The organism is Aquabacterium sp., assembly GCF_041909175.1.
GTDB lineage: Bacteria > Pseudomonadota > Gammaproteobacteria > Burkholderiales > Burkholderiaceae_C > Aquabacterium.
This window is the reverse complement of record NZ_JAYRDZ010000012.1, coordinates 34932-51447: the sequence shown is the minus strand read 5'-3', so window position 1 is coordinate 51447 and position 16516 is coordinate 34932. Positions and strand designations below refer to the sequence as shown.

Sequence of the window (16516 nt, the reverse complement as noted above, 5' to 3'; positions counted from 1 at the left end):
TTCTTCCCTTTCACCAAAGAAAAAGCCCACCGATTGGTGGGCTTTTTTCATGGGTGAGCCAGCTCAGCGTTCGGCAGGCTCGTTGGCTGAGGTTTCAGCTGCATGGTTGCGCCCCTGCACTGCTGGCATCAGGCCCTTGTTGCTGGTGTTGTCGACGTTCAAGACAGGGTCAACGTGCTTGACGGCCACCACCACGGTGGTCAAGGCGGCGACCACCACGATCAGCGGGCCACTGATGACCATCCAGACGATCGGGAACTTCCACCAAGGCTTGCCCTTGTCCTGGTGTTCCGCTGCGGGTTGCTCGTTCACTTGGTTTGACGAAATTTCTGACATTGTGTTTTCCTCACAGGAGCCCGTACATCAACGGGGCACCATGAATGTCGAGTGCTCACGCACATCCAGCTGCGGCTGGTCACCGCTGCGGGTTTGTTCGACGACGATCATAAACGGATGTTGCCCTGTACCCAAGCGCGCCGCAGCTTCCGGCGGCACACGCACGGCAATCGGTACCCAACGAGCCTCGGCCGGGCCAAGAACCACATCCTCGCCACCTTGAACAGAGCCGGCAGGCAGCTGCTCAACGCCCACGCGATAACGTTGCTTTGACTCGGTCGTATTCATGATCTGAATGCGGTAGACATTCTCCACCACACCCTCGTCCACCACGCGGGCCAACACGCCACGGTCGCGCACCACGTCCACCTTGAAGGGGCTGCGGTTGTACAGACTGACCACGAAGGCCACCACGATGGCCACCAAAATGGCGGTGTAGATCAGCACACGGGGACGCATCACCCGGTTGACGATGTCCTTGGTACTCCAGCCGTTGTCCAATGCATTGAGGGTCGAGTAGCGGATCAGGCCGCGAGGCGAACCAATCTTGTCCATGACCTCATCACACACGTCGATACAGGCTGCGCAGCCAATGCACTCGTATTGGAGGCCCTTGCGGATGTCGATGCCGGTTGGGCAGACCTGAACACACAAGGTGCAGTCCACGCAGTCCCCCTGCCCCAGCGACTTGGCGTCACTCTTGCGCGAGCGCGAACCGCGAGGCTCGCCACGCTTGCTGTCATAGGTGATGATCAGCGTGTCGCGGTCAAACATGGCGCTTTGGAAGCGGGCATACGGGCACATGTACTTGCAGACCTGCTCGCGCATGTAGCCTGCGTTGCCGTAGGTGGCGAAGCCATAGAACAGCACCCAGAACGTTTCCCAGGGGCCAAAACTCAACGTCACCAACTCCTGCATCAACACGCGAACCGGCGTGAAGTACCCCACCAACGTGAAGCCGGTCACCAGGCCGAACGCGATCCAGGCAATCTGCTTACCTGTCTTGCGAGCGATCTTTTCTGCACTCCAGGCTCCCTTGTCGAGCTTCATGCGGCGACCACGGTCTCCCTCGAACTTGCGCTCGATCCACATGTAGATCTCGGTGTAGACCGTCTGCGGGCAGGCATAGCCACACCACAGACGGCCTGCCACTGCCGTGAACAGGAACAACGAATACGCACTGACCAGCAGCAGGCCCGTCAGGTAGATGAAGTCCTGTGGATACAGCACCAGATTGAACAGGTAGAAGCGCCGAGAGCCCAGGTCAAACAAAACGGCCTGGCGGTCGTTCCACGTCAGCCAAGGCAGTCCATAGAACACGATCTGGGTCAGCCAGACCAGCACCCAACGCCACTTGATGAACAGGCCATGCACCTCGCGTGGGTAGATCTTTGCTGTCTTCTTGTACAAGGACACGACCTCTTCACGCACAGCCTGAGACTGTGGAGAAGGAGATTGGACCGGGGCCTGGGTACCAGTGCCTTGTGCCTCGTTGCTGGGGGTATCGCTCATATCAGCTCTGTAATGAAAAGCGGCTGCGCCTATACCCTGTAGGGTATCAGAGCGCAGCCGCATCAGGGTGGGTTTCCACCTGTCACTTGACTCGCATCAACTCTTCAGTTGTACGCGTCAAGAAGCGATCAGCTTAGTTGGAGGCAGTCTTGTCCACGTTGGAGAGGCTCCACACGTAAGAAGCCAACAGCTTGATCTGGTCAGGCGTATAGCGGGCCTCTTGAGCCGGCATCACGTTGTGCTTGCCCTTGCTGACCATGTCAATGATGGCCTGTTCGCCCCAGCCATGCAACCAGATCTTGTCGGTCAGGTTAGGTGCACCGATGGCCTGATTACCCTTGCCGTCCGGACCGTGGCAGGCAGCACACACACTCTTGAACTTGGCTTCGCCGAGGCCAGCCAGGATCGAGTTGTGAGCCGAACCCGACAGGCTCAGCACATAGTTGGCAACCTGACGAACTTCTTCGGGACCGCCCACTGCCGGCGCCATGATCGGCATGGTGCCTTGGCGACCGTGGGTGATGGTCTCGATGATCTTGTCAGGGGTACCACCATACAGCCAATCGCCGTCGGTCAGGTTGGGGAAGCCCTTGGCACCGCGAGCGTCAGAGCCGTGGCAAGCTGCGCAGTTGTTCAGGAACAGACGCTGACCAATGTCGTGAGCCTTGGGGTCACGTGCCAGATCTTCCACCGAACGACCCTTGAAGGCGTCATAGACCTTGGCTTCTTCAGCAACAGCCTTGGCATTTTCAGCTTCCAGCTGGCCGACCGAAGTCCAGCCCAGGGTGCCCTTGTTGGTACCCAGACCCGGATACATGGCAAAGTAAGCCACAGCGAACACCAGGGTGATGATGAACAGCATCAGCCACCAGCGCGGCAGAGGGTTGTTCAACTCCTGGAGGTCACCGTCCCAGACGTGACCAGTGGTCTTGTCCACATTGCCTTGGGCATCGTAGATCACCTTGTGGCGGCTTGCGCCGAGCAGAACGCCCACACAAAACACCAACCCGAACACAACGATCGCGACGACGTACCACGCCCACGCACTCGAAATGAAGTCGCTCATAGCTGAGACTCCAGATTAATCATCAGCGAGGGGCAGTTTGCCTGCCTCCTCAAACTGGGCACGGTTGGAGCGGGCGTACACCCACGCAACGATGCCCACGAAAATGCACAGGCTTCCCACCGTGAAGGCGATGCGAAAGTCATTGACGTCCATGTGCATTACTCCTGTTTCTTACTTGACGTAGGTACCCAGCACCTGCAGATAGGCGATCAGGGCTTCCAGTTCAGTCTTGTCCTTGACTTCATCGGCAGCACCAGCCATATCGGCATCGGTGTAAGGCACGCCCACCATGCGCAGGGCCTTCATACGAGGCGCGATACCAGCGGCATCGACCTTGTTTTCCTTCAGCCATGGGTATGCAGGCATGTTGGATTCAGGCACCACGTCACGAGGGTTGTTCAGGTGGTCCATGTGCCATTGGTCGGAGTACTTGCCACCGACACGGGCCAGATCAGGACCGGTACGCTTGGAGCCCCATTGGAAGGGGTGGTCGTACACGAACTCACCTGCCACAGAGTAGTGCCCGTAGCGCAGGGTTTCGGCGCGGAACGGACGGATCATCTGCGAGTGACAGTTGTAGCAACCCTCACGCTGATAGATGTCACGGCCAGCCAGTTGCAGTGCGGTGTAGGGCTTGAGGCCCGGCACCGGTTCAGTCGTGCTGTGCTGGAAGAACAGCGGCACGATTTCGACCAGGGCGCCGAAGGACACGACGATCAGCACCAGGACGATCATCAGGAAGTTGCTGGTCTCGATCTTCTCGTGCGAGAAGAGAGCGGGCTTGTGGTTGTTAGCCATTCTTGTTCTCCTACTCTCAGGCGTGTGCAGGTGCGGGGACCGGGGTCGTGGCAGCACGGCCAGCCACGATGGTCATCACCACGTTCCACAGCATCAGGATCATGCCGCCGAGGTACAGCAGACCACCGGCCACACGGATGATGTAGAAGGGCTTGGTCGCCTTCACGCTTTCAACGAAGGTGTACACCAGGGTGCCATCGGGGTTGATAGCGCGCCACATCAGACCTTGCATCACACCGGCAATCCACATCGAAGCGATGTACAGCACGATGCCGATGGTGGCAGCCCAGAAGTGAACCGAGATTGCCGGCACGCTGAACATCTGGGTGCGACCGAACAGGCGGGGGATCAGGTAGTACAGCGAACCGATCGAGATCATGCCCACCCAACCCAGGGCGCCGGAGTGCACGTGACCCACGGTCCAGTCGGTGTAGTGAGACAGCGAGTTCACGGTCTTGATGGACATCATCGGACCTTCGAAGGTAGACATGCCGTAGAACGACAAGGCCACGATCAGGAACTTCAGGATGGCGTCATCACGCAGCTTGTACCAAGCACCCGACAGGGTCATGATGCCGTTGATCATGCCGCCCCAGGAGGGAGCCAGCAGAATCAGCGAGAACACCATGCCGATGGATTGCGTCCAGTCAGGCAGAGCGGTGTAGTGCAGGTGGTGAGGACCCGCCCACATGTAAGTGAAGATCAGAGCCCAGAAGTGCACGATCGACAGGCGATACGAGTACACGGGCATGCCAGCTTGCTTGGGGATGTAGTAATACATCATGCCCAGGAAGCCTGCCGTCAGGAAGAAGCCCACAGCGTTGTGACCGTACCACCATTGGACCATGGCGTCCTGCACACCGGCGTAAGCAGAGTAGCTCTTCCACAGGGTCACAGGCACTTCAGCACTGTTGACGATGTGGAGCAGTGCCACAGCAATGATGAAGGCACCGTAGAACCAGTTGGCCACATAAATGTGGCGGATCTTGCGGGTACCGATGGTGCCGAAGAAAACGATGGCATAAGCCACCCAGACCAACGTGATCAGGATGTCAATCGGCCATTCCAGTTCTGCGTATTCCTTGCTGGTCGTGATACCCAGCGGCAACGTGACCACTGCGGCCACGATCACCAGGTTCCAACCCCAGAAGGTGAAGGCAGCGAGGGGGCCTGCAAACAGACGAGTCTGGCAGGTACGCTGAACCACGTGGTAAGACGTGGCAAACAGAGCACAACCGCCAAAGGCGAAGATCACCGCGTTGGTGTGCAGAGGTCGAAGACGACCGTAAGTGAGCCAGGGAATCCCGAAATTGAGTTCCGGCCACGCCAACTGGGACGCGATCAGAACGCCGACTAGCATGCCAACGACGCCGTATATCACGGCGGCTATGGCGAACTGCCGTACAACGGTGTCGTTGTACGTCGCAGAGTTGGTGGTTGCCATCTCTTTTTCTCCTTTGTTACGGGTGCTATTGTCTGTGCAAAGGCTTGGTCAGTCTTGACGCCGCTCAACATTTTGACCGTCGGTGTCGTCTTCGCGCAAGATTCGAAGCCCCTCCTGATCAATTTCTTCAAACTGCCCGCCGAATATCGCCCAGCCCAATACCGCCAGGATGGCGAGCACCAGCAGAACAGACACCGGAATCAGGACATACAGGATTTCCATGGCAAATCTTTCTTGATTTCCATATTCAATTAGCAGGCGACACCTTCGACAGACGCAAGGCGTTCAGCACCACGCCGAGGGAACTCAGGGCCATACCCAGACCAGCCAGCCATGGTGGCAACCACCCGACCAGGGCCACCGGGATACAGATCAGGTTGTAGGCTGCAGCCCACACCAGATTCTGGCGAACGACAGCAGACGCCCGTCGACTCACCTGAACAGCCAAGGGTATACCCTTGAGTCGCCCACCGAGGATCAGAAGGTCAGCCTGCGACTGCGCCAGAGCCGAGCCTTGATCCAGCGCAATCGACACGTCCGCCTTCGCCAGAACGGGCGCATCGTTGATGCCGTCACCGACAACTGCCACACGGTGCCCGTGCTTGTGCATCTCTGCGATCACACGCAACTTGGTTTCCGGCGTTGCTTCGGCTGCAGCGACATCCACGACTGACGCGCCTCCCAGCAAGGTCACGGCGGCATCGACCCGATCCTGTCGGTCGCCAGACAGGATGGCTGAACGCACGCCCAGTTCATGCAGACCGGCCAAGGCAGGTGCCGCATCCGCCCGCAACGACTCATCAAACACAAATCCAAGCACGTTTTCCAGGGATTGCTCATCGTCAACCGGCCCAAACCATACGCGAGCCAGCGCCGCATTGGGCAGTTGCGCTGCCTGAGCAGCGGATGATTCGCCCAATACCCAGGAGGCAGCCCCCAGCTTCCAGCGCCGGCCGGCAACGTCGATGCCGACCACACCTTTACCCGCCTCTTCGCGCACGTCATGCCAGGCGAATGCAGGAACCTGTCCATCCTCAGCATGACGCTGGGCTGCTTGCACCAGCGATCTCGACAAGGGATGCTGAGAATGCATGGCCAGAGACACTGCAGCATGCCAACTGTGCACGCGAGCGCCCTGCTCGACCGAATGGGTCAGGTTGTTGACACCTTCAATGACCCCGATGAGATGCAATTCGCCCTCTGTCAGGGTACCGGTCTTGTCAAAATAGAACTGCTGCACACTGGACAGAGCCTCCAGCGCGTCCAGATGCCGGACCAGCACCCCATGGCGCGCCATGGAGCCAGCCGCTGCCAGCAAGGCGGACGGCGCTGCAAGCGACAAGGCGCAAGGGCAAGTCACCACCAGGACCGACACGGCCACCCAGATCGATCGCGCCGGATCGATCCACAACCACGCGAGCGCGCCAAGCGCTGCCAGTGCAAGCACAGTCCAGAGGAAGGGGCCGGCAAACCGGTCGGCAGCACGCATCCAACCGGGCTTTTCAGTCAAGGCCTGGTGAACCAGCGACACAATTTGCTGATATCGCGTGTCCGGCCCCAGGCGCTCAACCGCGATCCAGACCGATGCCCCGAGGTTCACGCTGCCGGCCACCACCATCTGACCCTGCTGGCGCGGCACGGCCCGAGATTCACCAGTCAGCAAAGCCTCGTCCACCTCGGTGCGCCCCAGCAGAATCTGACCGTCAGCCGGAAACGCCTGACCAACTGCCACGCGGACCAGATCCCCGTGCTGGAGACTGGAAATAGGGATGGACTCCACCTGCGCCGCAGCCAGGGCGTCGGCCTCGGTACCCGCGACAGCCCGCTCGACCGACTCGGGCAAGCGCGTACACAGCGCTTCCAGCGATTGCGTCACGCCCTCTCGTGCACGACTTTCCAGCCAACGCCCCCCCAGCAGGAAGGTCACGAACATCGTCAACGAGTCAAAATAGGCGTCGTGCCCAAAAATATCGGTGGCGCCAAATGAGGCCCCCATGCTGACCACAAACATCGCCACGATGCCCAGGGCGACGGGGGTATCCATGGCCACACGCCCTTGACGCGCCGCTCGCCAGGCGCCCACAAGGAAAGGCCCGCACGAAAAGAACAGCACCGGCAAACTCAAGACCCAGCAGGCCCAGTTCATGAGGTTCCACAGGTCTGGCGGAATCTCACCCGGCCCAGCCACGTATTGCATGGTGGTGATCATCATCACCTGCATCATGCAAAAACCGGCAACAGCGAGCCGCCACAACAGCTTGCGGCGGTCTTTCAGGCGCTCATTGCCCGCACGTGCAGCGGCATCTGGCCACGCCCGGTATCCCACCCGCTGAACAGCCCTGACCAAGGTCGACAGGGTCGCTTTTCGGGGATCGAACAGGATGCGCGCCCGTTGCGTGGCCGCTTGCACACGCACCTCTCGCACCCCCGGCACACCCATCAAGGCATCTTCGATGGTGATGGCGCATGCGGCACAGTACATGCCCGACAGACCGAGGCCAATTCGCCGCACACCTCCCGGCTGACGCCCTTCGACCTCACACTGTGCGAGCAGTTCGGGATCGTCCAGACCCGCCACCTGGGCGGCGGTCAAGTCAGGTAAAGGTGGAAGCAGTCGAACGTCTTGGGTTGTGGTCTCAGGCACGATACTCATTCGAACATGTGCGGGGCCAACCCCACACCCAAACTACCAATGTTGTGAATAATGCCGAGGCAAAGATCGCCATTGTCTTTCAAGAACCCCAGCAAATGATGACCAGTCTGTCGAGAAAATGGGCCGCATGGCTCGCCACAGGTGCGCTGACGCTGTGCACCAGCATCACCGCCAACGCCCAGGATGCGGCCCAACCGCCACTGCCTACCGTGACGCTGGGTGCCAGCTTCATCAACATCAAGGCAGAAGTCGCCTCCCGCCCACGGGAGCATCAGATCGGACTGATGTTCCGCACCAACATGGGCAACAACGACGGCATGATTTTCGTGTTCGAGCAGCAGTCCAAGCAGTGCTTCTGGATGAAAAACACCCTCATCCCGCTGCAGGTTGCGTTCGTCGATGACGACGGCACCATCGTCAATCTGGACGAAATGAAGCCTCAAACGACCGAACCACACTGCTCCAGCAAGCCCGTTCGTTACGTGCTGGAAATGAATACCGGCTGGTTCACGAAGCACGCCATCAAGCCGGGCATGAAGCTCACCGGCGCACCCTTCGGCACGCCTCGGTAAGCGAGTCGCCCCGCCTCAGCGGGTTTTGGCAGCGATCTTGGCCTTCAGCTCCGCCAATTCGGACAAGGCCGCTTCACGCCCAGCCAGAATCGACAGCCGGCGGGCACTGAAATCTGCACTGCCGACACCCGCCAGCTTGGGGCGCATCACGACATCCGCTTCCTGCAACTCATATTGACTGATGCTGTGCCCCATGATGTTGAACGTCTGGAGCAGGATGTCGATGGGACCTTTGGTGGGTTGCCCCTCCGGGATGGCAGAGATATCGACCGCAATGACGATATCCGCCCCCATGGACTTGGCATAACGCACCGGCACGGGCGACACCAGCCCTCCATCGACATACTCCCGCCCACCGATTTTCACGGGCTCGAACACGGCCGGCACGGAACTGGACGCCCGCACGGCGACGCCGGGGTCACCCCGCCTGAACAAAATGGGCTGCCCGTTATTGAGGTCCGTGGCGACGATGCCAAGGGGAATGCGCATCTGTTCGATCTGGCGCCCACCTGTATGACTGCGAATGAATTTGGCCAGCGCCTCGCCCTTCATCACCGAACGGCCGGGAAAGACCCAGTCCGTGATGGAGGACTCATCCATGGTCATGGCCATGTTTCCCAACTCGGAAGGCGACTTGCCTGCTGCGTAAAGAGTTGCAACCACGCTGCCTGCAGACGTTCCCACAATAAGATCGGGCTTGATGCCCTGCTCTTCCAGCACCTGCAGCACCCCGATGTGCGCAAAGCCGCGCGCAGCACCGCCGCCCAGAGCCAGCGCAATGCGCGGCGGCTTGGCTGGCGTCTTGACCACGGGCTGAGCAGGGGGTGACGACGCTGGGGCTGGACCGATCGCCGAGCAGGCCGACAAAGCCAGCGCCAAGGTGCCCAGGACACTTTTGCGAACAGAATATTCCAAATAGTTATTAACAACTTTCAAAAATGTTCTTCTCATTTATATAGAACTTTTCTACAGTTCGACTTCCTTCAAACTGCTCGTTATGAAAACGAGCGTCTTCAGAAAAGCAAAGAATTTCAATGACCATCGACTGGCAAGCCATCGCAGCAGGCGCAGGTGTGGGCTCCATTGTGGGCCTGACTGGCGTCGGTGGCGGATCATTGATGACACCATTGCTGATATCGGTGTTTCATCTTGACAAGGCCGTCGCCATTGGCACCGACCTCTGGTTCGCCGGGCTCACCAAGGTGTCCGGCTCTGTAGCACACCACCGTGAAGGTCATGTGGACTATCACATCACCTCGCGCTTGCTGATGGGCAGCATTCCGATGTCGATCCTCACCATGGTGTTCATGCACGTGGTGGGCATCAGCAAGAGCAAGGACAGCATGCTCGCCTACGCACTGGGCATTGCCCTGTTGCTGACGGCAGTGACGGTTGCTTTCCGGCCGGTCTGGTTCCGTGTGGGCATCTGGCTGGAGCGCTGGATCACCCGCGACAACCGCCCCACCCTGACGGTGTTGTGCGGTGCCATTCTGGGTGTGATGGTGTCCCTGAGCTCCATCGGCGCAGGTGCGCTGGGTGCGACCATGATCCTGTTGCTGTACCCCCGCGTCGACATGAAAAGACTGGTTGGCAGCGACATCGCCCATGCCGTGCCACTGACCATTGTGGCCGGCATAGGACACGCCTCGCTCGGCAACGTCAACTGGATGCTGCTGGTGGAGCTGCTGATTGGTTCCATCCCTGCCATCTGGCTGGCTGCCAAGCTGACCCGCCATATGCCGGAGGCTGTGACCCGCATGGCACTGTGTCTGTGCCTGCTGTTTGCCGCCCAGAAGGTCTTGCTGACCGCCTGATTTCCCGACCCTCGCTGAGGGCGGCCTGCCCCCAACCAACAGGCTGCCGCCATTTTTTGACACATTGACACCGGTCTGACCGGATTGATGCCATGTATCAGTACACCGAATTTGACAAACAGTTCGTTCACGCCCGTGCGGCGCAGTTCCGTGACCAACTTGAGCGGAACCTGGCCGGCAAGCTGGGCGATGATGAATTCCGCCCCCTGCGCCTGCAAAACGGCTGGTACATCCAGCGTCATGCGCCCATGCTGCGCGTGGCCGTACCGTATGGCGAAATGTCTTCAAAGCAGCTCCGACAGCTGGCACGCATCGCCCGCGAGCTTGACCGCGGCTATGCCCACTTCACGACCCGTCAGAACGTCCAGTTCAACTGGATTCCGCTGGTCAAGAGTGCCGACGCCATGGACCTGCTGGCCGAGGTCAACATGCACGGCATCCAGACTTCAGGCAACTGCATCCGCAACATCACCTCGGATGCCACCGTGGGTGTCGCCGAAGACGAAGTGATCGACGCACGCCCCTACGCCGAAGTGCTGCGCCAGTGGTCGACCCTGCACCCCGAGTTCGCGTTCCTGCCTCGCAAATTCAAGATTGCGATCAGCGGCGCCAAGGAAGACCGTGCAGCCATCTATTGGCACGACATCGGGCTGCAGTTGGTGCACAACGAAGCCGGCGAAGTCGGGTTCACCGTGATCGTGGGCGGTGGCATGGGCCGCACCCCCATCACCGGCACCATCATCAACCGCTTTGTCCCGTGGCAGCAGATCCTGGTCTATCTGGAAGCCATCGTGCGCGTCTACAACCGCTACGGTCGCCGCGACAACATGTACAAGGCCCGGATCAAGATCCTGGTCAAGGCTGAAGGTCAGAAGTTCTTCGACCAGGTGAATGCCGAGTTCAAGGCCATTCTCGAGCGCGACGTGGACGGTGCTGCTCACCTGATTCCGCAGGCCGAATTCGACCGTGTCAACGCCAGCTTTACCTATCCGGCTGGCGTGCAGGCCCATGCTGCTGCTGGCAATGGCCTGCCGGCAGAGGCATCGGAAGCCGATCGCAAGCAATTCGGCAAGTGGCTGGAGCGCAACGTCAAGGGCCACAAGGTGCAGGGCTACAAGAACGTGCACCTGTCGGTCAAGCGTGTTGGCCAGGCGCCCGGCGACGTGACCGACACCCAGATGGAAGCGATTGCCGACATGGCTGACCGTTTCAGCTTCGGTGAGTTGCGCGTCACGCACGACCAGAACGCGCTGCTGCCTTTCGTGCGCGAGGAAGATCTGTACGCCGTCTGGCAAGCAGCCAAGGCCGCCACACTGGCTTCGGCCAACATTGGCCTGCTGAGCGACATGATCGCCTGCCCCGGCGGCGACTTCTGCGCCCTGGCCAACGCCCGCTCAATCCCTATTGCCAATGAGCTGATCGAGCGCTACCAGGATCTGGACGAGCTGTACGACATCGGCGAGATCGATCTGCACATCTCGGGCTGCATCAACTCCTGCGGCCACCACCACACGGGCCACATCGGCATCCTTGGTGTCGACAAGGACGGCAGCGAGTGGTACCAGATCACCCTCGGCGGCTCGGATGGCTCCAGCCATGCCCCGACCAGCGTGGCTGGCAAGGTGATTGGCCCCTCGTTCTCGGCAGACGAGGTGTCTGATGTGATCGAAGCCGTGATTGAAACCTACCGCGCACAACGCGAGTCTGGTGAAAAGTTTGTCGACGCGGTCAAGCGCCTGGGCCTGGAGCCCTTCAAGCTGGCCGCCAATGCCGTGCGCCGCACCACCGCCAAGGCGGCAGCCTGAACCGTGCCCAGACAGGAAGGAACAGCATCATGAAATTCATCGACATTCAACAAGACGCCTGGCGCACGGTGGGTGGAGAAGACGGCCCCGTGCCGCACCCACCGATCAAGAGCAACAGCCTGCTGACGCTGGCCCAATGGCACGCCGTGCGAGATCAATGGCCGGCACGCGACGCTGCCGACTACAAGCCTGTGGGCGTGATCCTGCCCAACGATGCCGACGTGGAAGTGCTGGCCAACGATGCATGCAAGCTCTCGCTGGTCGTGCTGAATTTCCCGAAATGGGTGGATGGCCGCGCCTACAGCCAGGCACATATTCTGCGCGCCCGTTATCGTTTCAACGGTGAAATCCGCGCAACGGGTGAGGTGCTGGTTGACATGGTGCCCTTGCTGGCGCGTACAGGCTTTGACGCAGCCGCGCTGCGGGCAGACCAAGACCGGGCTGCAGCAGAACGTGCGCTGGGCTTCTTTGCGACCACCGGCCACTATCAGGGCGATGTGGTTGAGACCAAGCCTGCTTTCGGGCGCGCTGCCGCCTGAATCGGCCAGGAGACGCAAGATGAGTGAAGTGTCCTCTCTCTTCGGTGGGCCCGCCCCAGCGGGGTCGGCCATCAGCCTGTATAACCAGCCTAGCAAGGACTACGCTGACAAGGTCCACGCCACGATCGAGTTGCTCAAGGCTGCCGCGATCGAATTCCCCGGCAAGGTGGTGCAGGCCACCAGCCTAGGCGTGGAAGACATGGTGCTGACCGACCTGATCGCCCGCAACCAGTTGCCGATCGCCATCGGCACGCTCGAAACCGGCATGCTGCATGCGGAAACGGCCTCGCTGATCGGCACCATCGAGACCCATTACGCCGATGCAGGCATCAAGGTGGAGGTCTACCACCCGGCACAGGAAAGCGTGATCGAATTCGTCTCGAAGCATGGTGACAAAGCCATGTACGAGAGCATCGACCTGCGCAAGGCCTGCTGCGGTATCCGCAAGCTGGAACCGCTCAGCCGCATGCTGGCCAGCCGTGCAGCATGGGTCACCGGCCTGCGCCGCGAACAGTCAAACAACCGTGGCGGCATGCTGGCACGCGAGCAAGACGACCAAGGTCGGGCAAAATTCAACCCGTTGATTGAATGGACCTGGGGCGATGTGTGGCATTACGTGGCGGTCAACCACGTGCCGTACAACCCGCTGCACGACCAGTTCATGCCCAGCATCGGCTGCGCACCCTGCACACGAGCCATCGCCGTTGGCGAAGATTTCCGTGCAGGTCGCTGGTGGTGGGAAGACGAAAAGGCCAAGGAATGTGGCCTCCACGTCCACAAGTGATGCCTCAACGACACGTCCCCACGTGCATTGAAAGAGAACAAGATGAGTGAAGTGAAACAACTGCTGGCGGAAGTCGACCACCGCCACCTGGATGCGCTGGAAGAGGAAGCGATCTTCATCCTGCGCGAAGTGGCTGCCAGTTTCGAGCGCCCTGGCCTGCTGTTTTCCAGCGGCAAGGATTCGTGCGTGGTGCTGCATTTGGCCGAAAAGGCCTTCAAGATGAAGAACGCCGAAGGCAAGCTGGAAGGCAAGTTGCCCTTCCCGCTCGTCCACGTCGACACCGGCCACAACTTCCCTGAAGTGATCGCGTTCCGCGAACAACGCGTCAAGGAAATCGGTGAGCGCCTGATCGTGGCGCACATGGAAGACTCGATCAAGCGTGGCACCGTGCGTCTGGCTCACCCGCTCGAGTCGCGCAACGGCCACCAGACCGTGACGCTGCTGGAAGCCATTGAAGACAATCGCTTCGACTGCCTGATTGGCGGTGCCCGCCGTGACGAAGAGAAGGCCCGCGCCAAGGAGCGCATCTTCTCGCACCGCGACAGCTTCGGCCAATGGCAGCCCAAGGAGCAGCGTCCCGAACTGTGGAACCTGTTCAACACCCGCATCAAGCCGGGCGAGCATTTCCGGGCTTTCCCGATTTCGAACTGGACCGAGCTGGACGTGTGGCTCTACATCGCCCGCGAAAACATCCCGCTGCCCAACATCTATTACAAGCATCCCCGTCAGGTGATCCGCCGCAAGGGCCTGCTGGTACCGCTGACCGAAGTCACCCCGGCACAGCCTGGTGAAACTGTGGAAACCGTCGATGTGCGATTCCGCACTGTCGGCGACATGACCTGCACCTGCCCGGTTGAGTCGACCGCCACCAGCGCGGCCGACATCGTCGCCGAAACCCTGCACGTGACCGTGAGCGAGCGTGGCGCCACCCGCATGGACGACCGCACGTCCGAAGCATCCATGGAGCGCCGCAAGAAGGAAGGTTATTTCTGATGAGCACCCTGAACCACAACGAAGCTGGCAACGAACTGGCTCACAAGGCCCTGCGCTTTCTGACTGCAGGCAGCGTGGACGATGGCAAGAGCACCCTGATCGGCCGCCTGCTGTTCGACAGCCGCGCCATCCTGGCTGACCAGCTGGATGCGCTGGAAAAGCGTGCAGCTGGCGCACCGATCGACCTGTCTTTGCTGACGGATGGTCTGGAAGCCGAACGCGAACAAGGCATCACGATTGACGTCGCCTACCGCTACTTCGCGACCAAGACCCGCAAGTTCATCATCGCCGACGCCCCTGGCCACGAGCAATACACCCGCAATATGGTGACCGCTGCGGCAGGCTCCGACGCCGCCGTGGTGCTGGTCGACATCACCAAGATCGACTGGAAGGCCACACCGGTGCCGCTGCTGGCACAGACCCGCCGACACAGTCTGCTGGCTCATCTGCTGCGCGTTCCGTCCATCGTGTTTGCCGTGAACAAGCTGGATGCCATTGAAGAAGACACCGAGGCTGCTTTCAACAATGTGAAGGCCTCGCTGGAAGGGTTTGCCGAGCAAGCCGGCATCAATGTGAAGGGCGTGATCCCGGTGTCTGCGCTGCGTGGTGACAACGTGACCACTCCGAGCGCCAACTGGACCTGGTACAACGGCCCGACCCTGCTGCAGGTGCTGGAGCAACTGCCGGTCACCACCGAAAGCCTGAACGGCCCGCTGCTGCACCCTGTGCAGTACGTGACCCGCGACAGCGTGGGTGAAGGTGAAGCCGCCGCATCCGGCACAGGCCATCAGTACCGCACCTTCTGGGGTCGCATTGCCCAAGGCGCCGTCAAAGCTGGCGACGAAGTGCAGATCTTCCCGAGTGGTGAAACCGCCATCGTCGCCGAAGTGCGTCACTCGGCCGAAGTGGTTGACAGCTGCGAGGCTGGTCAATCGGCCGGTATCGTGCTGGACCGTCAGGTCGACATCTCTCGCGGCGACTGGATCTTCGCCCCTGGCAGCACAGCGCCGACCGCCACCTTCAGCGGCACGCTGGCCTGGCTCGACACGGAGCCGGCTGTCGTGGGTCGCAAGTACTGGGTTCGCCATGGCAACCGCTGGGTGCAAGCCCGTATCACGGCCATCGACAGCCGTCTGGACATCCACTCGCTGGAAGACACCGACGCGCATGAACTGGCTGTGAATGAAATCGGTCGCGTGCAGATCCAGACCCAGCAACCGCTGCCGGTCGAGCCTTACGCGAAAAACCGCGTGGGTGGTGCCCTGATTGTGGTCGACCCGACTACCAATCGGACGAGTGGGGCCTTGCTCGTCAAGGCTGCCTGAACGCCTATCATTCGGGCATGACGGAACCACAACACATCGCTGAGACTGCTGCCTCGACGGCTCGTATCGTGTTCATCGGTGCGGGCCCGGGGCAGGCCGATCTGATCACCGTGCGCGGCGCACGCGTTCTGGCGCAAGCCAAGGTTGTCCTGTTTGACGCCCTGGCCGACCCTGAGCTGCGTGACCTTGCGCCGTCTGCCGACTGGATCGATGTGGGCAAGCGCGGCTTTTCTGGCAAAGAGGGCAGCGACTTCAACGGACAGACGCGCATCAACCGTCTGCTGGTTGAGCACGCCCAGGCCGTCGGTCGGCAACACGGGCCTGACGCCATCGTGGCACGGCTCAAAGGGGGCGACCCCAGCATCTTCGGCCGCCTTGAGGAAGAGCTTCATGCCCTGCGCGAGGCGGGTATCGCTTCCGAGGTCGTGCCTGGTGTCACATCTGCCCTGGCTGCTGCGGCATCGACACAGCGCCCATTGACCCGCCGGGGCACCGGGCGCAGCGTGAGTTTCACCACAGCCATGACGCGAACCGGTGACCTCCAGTGCGGCATGGGCCCCGGGCAACGTGCGGACACCGAGGTGTTCTACATGGCTGGGCGACAGTTGGCGCCGCTGTCGAAAGGCTTGCTGGATGCAGGCTGGCCAGGCGAGACAACAGTGAGTGTGGTGTCGCGTGCCGGTTGGCCTGATGTACGCCATTCCCTGCATACCGTGGCGTCACTGGACGATGCCAGTGTGGTTCACGCGGGTCGCCCGACCCTGGTGATCGTGGGGGCTGGCGCCACTGAAATTCCCGATGAACCTTTGACCCATGTCGCAATTTGTGGCGAAACTGGTCGGTTCGAGCCGAAACAGCACCCGTAAAATCGCGGT

The 16516-nt window shown here is 60.6% G+C and carries 17 protein-coding genes; 8 read left to right on the top strand and 9 right to left on the bottom strand.

The features are described 5' to 3' along the window. Positions 1-63: 63 nt before the first annotated feature. The 8 genes from ACE3PH_RS14880 to ACE3PH_RS14845 all read right to left on the bottom strand — a co-directional run bounded on the left by ACE3PH_RS14880 (position 64) and on the right by ACE3PH_RS14845 (position 7749). Positions 64-336, bottom strand: coding sequence for a nitrogen fixation protein FixH (locus ACE3PH_RS14880; RefSeq protein ID WP_374320471.1), 273 nt, complete (start codon positions 334-336; stop codon positions 64-66). A gap of 27 nt (positions 337-363) precedes the next feature. Further along, positions 364-1848 (bottom strand): cytochrome c oxidase accessory protein CcoG, encoded by a 1485-nt coding sequence (gene ccoG, locus ACE3PH_RS14875; protein ID WP_374320469.1) that lies wholly within the window; start codon positions 1846-1848, stop codon positions 364-366. Between the two features lie 133 nt (positions 1849-1981). Further along, the gene (ccoP, locus tag ACE3PH_RS14870) at positions 1982-2914 is read right to left on the bottom strand and encodes a cytochrome-c oxidase, cbb3-type subunit III (protein WP_374320467.1); all 933 of its coding nucleotides are present in this window, start codon (positions 2912-2914) and stop codon (positions 1982-1984) included. A 15-nt stretch (positions 2915-2929) separates the two neighbouring features. After that, positions 2930-3067: a cbb3-type cytochrome oxidase subunit 3 gene (locus tag ACE3PH_RS14865; RefSeq protein WP_374320466.1), complete on the bottom strand. Its 138-nt coding sequence runs from the start codon at positions 3065-3067 to the stop codon at positions 2930-2932. Positions 3068-3085: 18 nt separating this feature from the next. Further along, a complete protein-coding gene (gene ccoO, locus ACE3PH_RS14860; RefSeq protein ID WP_374320464.1) occupies positions 3086-3712 on the bottom strand; it encodes a cytochrome-c oxidase, cbb3-type subunit II in 627 nt (208 codons plus the stop codon). Between the two features lie 16 nt (positions 3713-3728). Then, complete coding sequence (ccoN, locus tag ACE3PH_RS14855; RefSeq protein ID WP_374320462.1) at positions 3729-5156, bottom strand: cytochrome-c oxidase, cbb3-type subunit I; 1428 nt, start codon at positions 5154-5156, stop codon at positions 3729-3731. Positions 5157-5204: 48 nt separating this feature from the next. After that, a complete protein-coding gene (gene ccoS, locus ACE3PH_RS14850; RefSeq protein WP_374320460.1) occupies positions 5205-5378 on the bottom strand; it encodes a cbb3-type cytochrome oxidase assembly protein CcoS in 174 nt (57 codons plus the stop codon). Between the two features lie 25 nt (positions 5379-5403). Next, positions 5404-7749, bottom strand: coding sequence for a heavy metal translocating P-type ATPase (locus ACE3PH_RS14845; protein WP_374320458.1), 2346 nt, complete (start codon positions 7747-7749; stop codon positions 5404-5406). A gap of 11 nt (positions 7750-7760) precedes the next feature. On the opposite strand from ACE3PH_RS14845, the gene ACE3PH_RS14840 reads away from it, so the two are divergent. Further along, on the top strand, positions 7761-8381 hold the full coding sequence (locus ACE3PH_RS14840) for a DUF192 domain-containing protein (protein WP_374320456.1): 621 nt from the start codon (positions 7761-7763) through the stop codon (positions 8379-8381). A gap of 15 nt (positions 8382-8396) precedes the next feature. Here the strand turns inward: ACE3PH_RS14840 and ACE3PH_RS14835 are convergent, their stop codons facing one another. Then, positions 8397-9296: a patatin-like phospholipase family protein gene (locus tag ACE3PH_RS14835; RefSeq protein ID WP_374320454.1), complete on the bottom strand. Its 900-nt coding sequence runs from the start codon at positions 9294-9296 to the stop codon at positions 8397-8399. Positions 9297-9415: 119 nt separating this feature from the next. Between ACE3PH_RS14835 and ACE3PH_RS14830 the strand changes: the two genes are divergently transcribed. The 7 genes from ACE3PH_RS14830 (at position 9416) to cobA (ending at position 16507) form a co-directional block, all read left to right on the top strand. Beyond that, entirely contained in the window at positions 9416-10195 is a 780-nt protein-coding gene (locus tag ACE3PH_RS14830; protein WP_374320453.1) for a sulfite exporter TauE/SafE family protein, read from the top strand. Positions 10196-10287: 92 nt separating this feature from the next. Beyond that, positions 10288-12000: a nitrite/sulfite reductase gene (locus ACE3PH_RS14825; protein WP_374320451.1), complete on the top strand. Its 1713-nt coding sequence runs from the start codon at positions 10288-10290 to the stop codon at positions 11998-12000. 29 nt (positions 12001-12029) lie between these two features. Beyond that, a complete protein-coding gene (locus ACE3PH_RS14820; protein ID WP_374320449.1) occupies positions 12030-12539 on the top strand; it encodes a DUF934 domain-containing protein in 510 nt (169 codons plus the stop codon). 19 nt (positions 12540-12558) lie between these two features. Continuing rightward, the gene (locus ACE3PH_RS14815) at positions 12559-13323 is read left to right on the top strand and encodes a phosphoadenylyl-sulfate reductase (RefSeq protein ID WP_374320447.1); all 765 of its coding nucleotides are present in this window, start codon (positions 12559-12561) and stop codon (positions 13321-13323) included. Between the two features lie 42 nt (positions 13324-13365). Next, positions 13366-14316 (top strand): sulfate adenylyltransferase subunit CysD, encoded by a 951-nt coding sequence (gene cysD, locus ACE3PH_RS14810; protein ID WP_374320445.1) that lies wholly within the window; start codon positions 13366-13368, stop codon positions 14314-14316. Continuing rightward, positions 14316-15641 carry a sulfate adenylyltransferase subunit 1 gene (locus ACE3PH_RS14805; RefSeq protein ID WP_374320443.1) on the top strand — a complete coding sequence of 442 codons (1326 nt, stop codon included), beginning with the start codon at positions 14316-14318 and terminating at the stop codon, positions 15639-15641. Before cysD ends, ACE3PH_RS14805 begins: the two co-directional genes overlap by 1 nt. 17 nt (positions 15642-15658) lie before the next feature. Next, positions 15659-16507 carry a uroporphyrinogen-III C-methyltransferase gene (gene cobA / locus ACE3PH_RS14800; protein ID WP_374320441.1) on the top strand — a complete coding sequence of 283 codons (849 nt, stop codon included), beginning with the start codon at positions 15659-15661 and terminating at the stop codon, positions 16505-16507. Positions 16508-16516 lie beyond the last annotated feature (9 nt).